Below are 3,873 nucleotides of genomic sequence, written 5' to 3'. Positions count from 1 at the left end.
GGCACGCACCGCCGGGCCTCCGCGCGTCCGGGAGACGTCAGCTGCGCATGTCCATGACGACGCGACCGTCGATCTTGCCGGCGATCATCTCGTCGAAGATCGCGTTGATGTCGCCGAGGGGGCGCACGGTGTAGGTCGGGTCGACCTTGCCGCGGGCGAAGAAGTCGAGCGCCTCCGCCATGTCCTTGCGCGTGCCGACGATCGAGCCCCGGACGGTGAGCCCGAACAGGACCGTGGTGAAGATGTCCAGCGGGAACTTCTCCGGGGGCAGGCCGACGAGCGAGACCGTGCCGCCGCGGCGCAGCGCGCCGACGGCCTGCGGGAACGCGTGGGCGTTGACGGCCGTCACGAGCGCGCCGTGCACACCGCCGCCGGTCTTCTCCTGCAGCTCGGCCGCGGCGTCGGCCGAGGTGGCTGCGTTCACGGTCACCTCTGCGCCGTGCCGGCGCGCCAGCTCGAGCTTGGCGTCGTCGACGTCGACCGCGGCGACGCGGCGGCCCATGGCGACCGCGTACTGCACGGCGATGTGGCCGAGGCCGCCGATGCCGGAGATCAGCACCCACTCGCCGGGCTTGGTGTCGGTGACCTTGAGCCCCTTGTAGACGGTGACGCCGGCGCACAGGATCGGCCCGACGGCGGACAGGTCCACGCCCTCGGGGACGATCGGCGCGTACCGTGCGTCGACGAGCATGTACTGCCCGAACGAGCCGTCGACGGAGTAGCCGCCGTTCTTCTGGTTCGGGCAGAGGGTCTCCCACCCGGTCTCGCAGTACTCGCACTCGCCGCAGGCGCTCCACAGCCAGGCGTTGCCGACCGTGTCGCCGACCTTGACGCGGGTCACCTGGTCCCCGACGGCGACGACGTGGCCGACGCCCTCGTGGCCCGGGACGAACGGCGGGGCCGGCTTGACCGGCCAGTCGCCGTGCGCGGCGTGCAGGTCGGTGTGGCACACGCCCGTGTAGTCGACCTTGACCAGGGCCTCGTGCGGCCCGGGCGTCGGGATCTCGCGGTCCTCGACGGACAGGGGCTCGGTGAACGAGTGGACGACCGCGGCCTGCATGGTGCTCATCTGCTTCTCCCTCTCACGGGCCGCTCGGCGGCCCACACGGACGAACTGCTGATACCTCGACGGTAGGCACGATGCGCCCGCGGCGCAGCCCTCAGGCCTTGTGAAGGCTGTCACAAGGCCCGGAGCCAGGCCGTTCGCGGCATGTGCAATTTTTCACAAAGCTGCTCGGCGGTCCGGGTCGGCAGGTGAGCCCGGCGACCGGTCCGTCGGCGGCGAGGGCTCGAGGTCGAGGGGCGGACGCCGCCACCGGGGGCTCCCGCGGTTCCGTAGACTGGCGCGGTGACCACCCCCCTGTCCGCCTCCGCACCCGCGGGCGGCGTCGACGGCGCGCGGCTGCCGCTGCGTCCCGAGCTCGCGGCCGAGGTGCCCTACGGCGCCCCGCAGCTCGACGTGCCCGTGCGGCTGAACGTCAACGAGAACCCGTACGCCCCGTCGGAGGCGGTCGTCGCGACGATCGCCCGCCATGTCGCCGACGCGGCGCGTGGGCTCAACCGCTACCCCGACCGTGACTTCACGGCCCTGCGCGGCGACCTGGCCGACTACCTGGCGCTCGAGTCCGGGGTCCGGGTCGCGGCCGACCAGGTCTGGGCCGCCAACGGCTCCAACGAGGTCATGCTGCACCTGCTGCAGGCGTTCGGCGGCCCGGGGCGCACCGCGCTGTCCTTCGCGCCGACCTACTCGATGTACCCGGAGTACGCGCGGGACACGCACACGCGCTGGGTCACCGGCCGCCGGGAGAGCGACTTCACGCTCGACGTCGACCACGCGGTCGCGACGATCGCGGAGGTCCGGCCCTCCGTGATCCTCCTCGCCAGCCCGAACAACCCGACCGGCACGGCGCTGCCGCTCGCGACGGTGGAGGCGGTCCTGGACGCCGCGGCAAAGGTCGAGGTGCCCGACGCCCCGGAGCGCGACGGCCGCCGCGCCGGCGCCGTCGTCGTGGTCGACGAGGCCTACGCCGAGTTCCGCCGCCCCGGCACGCCGTCGGCCCTCGAGCTGCTCGACGCGCACCCGCACCTCGCGGTCTCGCGCACGATGTCGAAGGCCTTCGCCGCGGCCGGGCTGCGGCTCGGCTACCTGGCCGCGTCCACCGCGCTCGTCGACGCCCTGCGCGTCGTCCGGCTGCCCTACCACCTGTCGGCCGTCACGCAGGCGGCCGCGCGGGGCGCGCTGGCGCACCACGACGAGCTGCGGGCGCAGGTGCGCGACCTGCGCGACGAGCGCGACGCACTGGTGACCTGGCTGCGCGCGCAGGAGGTCGACGGTCGCCCGCTGCGGGTGGCGGACTCCGACGCGAACTTCGTGCTGTTCGGCACGTTCGGCGACCGGCACGCCGTCTGGCAGGGCCTGCTGGACCGCGGGGTGCTCGTCCGCGAGACCGGGCCCGAGGGCTGGCTGCGCGTCTCGGTCGGCACGCCCGGCGAGAACGCCGCGTTCCGGTCGGCGTTCATCGAGGTCGTCGGCGAGACGGTCACCGGCGCCGCGGCGCCCGAGAAGGAGGACTGATGCAGCACCGCACGGCCCGCGTGGAGCGCACGACGAGCGAGTCGAGCGTCGTCGTCGAGCTGGACCTGGACGGCACGGGACGGACGGAGATCTCGACCACCGTGCCGTTCTACGACCACATGCTCACCGCGCTCGGCAAGCACTCGCTGATCGACCTCACCGTGCAGGCGACCGGCGACACCCACATCGACGCGCACCACACCGTCGAGGACGTCGCGATCGTGCTCGGCGAGGCGCTGCGCGAGGCGCTCGGCGACAAGCGCGGCATCTCCCGCTACGGCGACGCCACCGTGCCGCTCGACGAGGCGCTCGCGCTCGCGGTCGTCGACGTCTCGGGCCGCCCGTACCTCGTGCACTCGGGGGAGCCGGAAGGGCAGGAGTACCACCTCATCGGCGGGCACTTCACCGGGTCGCTCACCCGCCACGTGCTCGAGTCGATCGCCCACCACGCCGGCATCTGCCTGCACGTGCGGGTCCTCGCGGGCCGCGACCCGCACCACATCGTCGAGGCCCAGTTCAAGGCGCTCGCCCGTGCGCTGCGCGCCGCCGTCGCCCCCGACCCGCGCGTCGAGGGCGTCCCGTCCACGAAGGGTGCGCTGTAGCCGCATGACCACCGATCCCGACCGGCACCCCGACCCGCAGCCGGACCTGCCGGACGACCTGCCCGAGGGCTTCGAGATCCCCGACGACCTGTCGGGCCTCGACGGTGCCTCCGCGGACCCCGAGCTGGCGGTCCTCATCACGCAGATCGCGGGCGCCGAGCCCCTGGCGGCCGCCTGCGCGCTCGCCGAGCTCGACGTCGACGCCGCGCCGACCCCCGTCGGCGCGCTCGCGATCCTGCGCGACACGAGCGACGGCGCGCCCGGCCGGGCCGCCGCCGCGATCTCGAAGCTCGTGGCGGGGGTGCCCCTCGTCCTCGTGACCCGCCAGGGCGAGCAGCTCACCTGCGTGCGCTACGCCGACGGCGAGGCCGAGGGCGAGCTCCCGCCGGGCCTCGTGCTGGGCGGCGCTCCGGAGGCCCTCGAGGACCTCGTCACCGGTCAGCTCACGGTCGCCGACCTGCCGGGCGTCGTGCCGTCGTCGAGCATCGGCCGCTTCAAGGCGATGCGGATGCTCACCGGCGCCGCGCGCAAGGCCCGCAAGAAGCAGTAGGGGAGACGTATGCCGGACACGCCCAGCGACACGCCCAGCACGCCCGACCGGGACAATGACCGGGACAAGTTCGCCGCGGCCCAGGAGGCCGCGGGGATCACGCCGCTGCTGCCGCACGGCGGCGCGGCGGCCGACCTCAACCCCTG

4 protein-coding genes are annotated in these 3,873 nt (G+C 74.0%); 3 read left to right on the top strand and 1 reads right to left on the bottom strand.

The features are described from left to right. Window positions 1-37: 37 nt before the first annotated feature. On the bottom strand, window positions 38-1,069 hold the full coding sequence (gene adhP / locus ACFWEK_RS19855) for an alcohol dehydrogenase AdhP (RefSeq protein ID WP_430547393.1): 1,032 nt from the start codon (window positions 1,067-1,069) through the stop codon (window positions 38-40). Between the two features lie 279 nt (window positions 1,070-1,348). Here adhP and ACFWEK_RS19850 point away from each other — a divergent pair, with 279 nt between their 5' ends. From ACFWEK_RS19850 to ACFWEK_RS19840, 3 genes are read left to right on the top strand one after another with little or no spacing between them, the layout of a single operon-like run. Continuing rightward, window positions 1,349-2,575: a histidinol-phosphate transaminase gene (locus ACFWEK_RS19850; RefSeq protein ID WP_430555155.1), complete on the top strand. Its 1,227-nt coding sequence runs from the start codon at window positions 1,349-1,351 to the stop codon at window positions 2,573-2,575. Next, entirely contained in the window at window positions 2,575-3,177 is a 603-nt protein-coding gene (gene hisB / locus ACFWEK_RS19845; RefSeq protein WP_430555154.1) for an imidazoleglycerol-phosphate dehydratase HisB, read from the top strand. The genes ACFWEK_RS19850 and hisB overlap by 1 nt, the downstream gene beginning before the upstream one ends. A 4-nt stretch (window positions 3,178-3,181) precedes the next feature. Further along, window positions 3,182-3,727: a hypothetical protein gene (locus tag ACFWEK_RS19840; protein ID WP_430547396.1), complete on the top strand. Its 546-nt coding sequence runs from the start codon at window positions 3,182-3,184 to the stop codon at window positions 3,725-3,727. The last annotated feature ends 146 nt before the right edge of the window (window positions 3,728-3,873 follow it).

Source organism: Isoptericola sp. NPDC060257 (genome assembly GCF_042726645.1).
Classification (GTDB): Bacteria; Actinomycetota; Actinomycetes; order Actinomycetales; family Cellulomonadaceae; genus Isoptericola; species Isoptericola nanjingensis.
Note: the sequence above shows the minus strand (reverse complement) of the source record. Positions and strands in the feature narration are given on the sequence as shown.

What these genes read in the sequence shown, in the direction of transcription:
- hisB (WP_430555154.1), top strand. Translation starts at nt 2,575, where the DNA reads ATGCAGCACCGCACGGCCCGCGTGGAGCGCACGACGAGCGAGTCGAGC.
- adhP (WP_430547393.1), bottom strand. Translation starts at nt 1,069, where the DNA reads ATGAGCACCATGCAGGCCGCGGTCGTCCACTCGTTCACCGAGCCCCTG.
- ACFWEK_RS19840 (WP_430547396.1), top strand. Translation starts at nt 3,182, where the DNA reads ATGACCACCGATCCCGACCGGCACCCCGACCCGCAGCCGGACCTGCCG.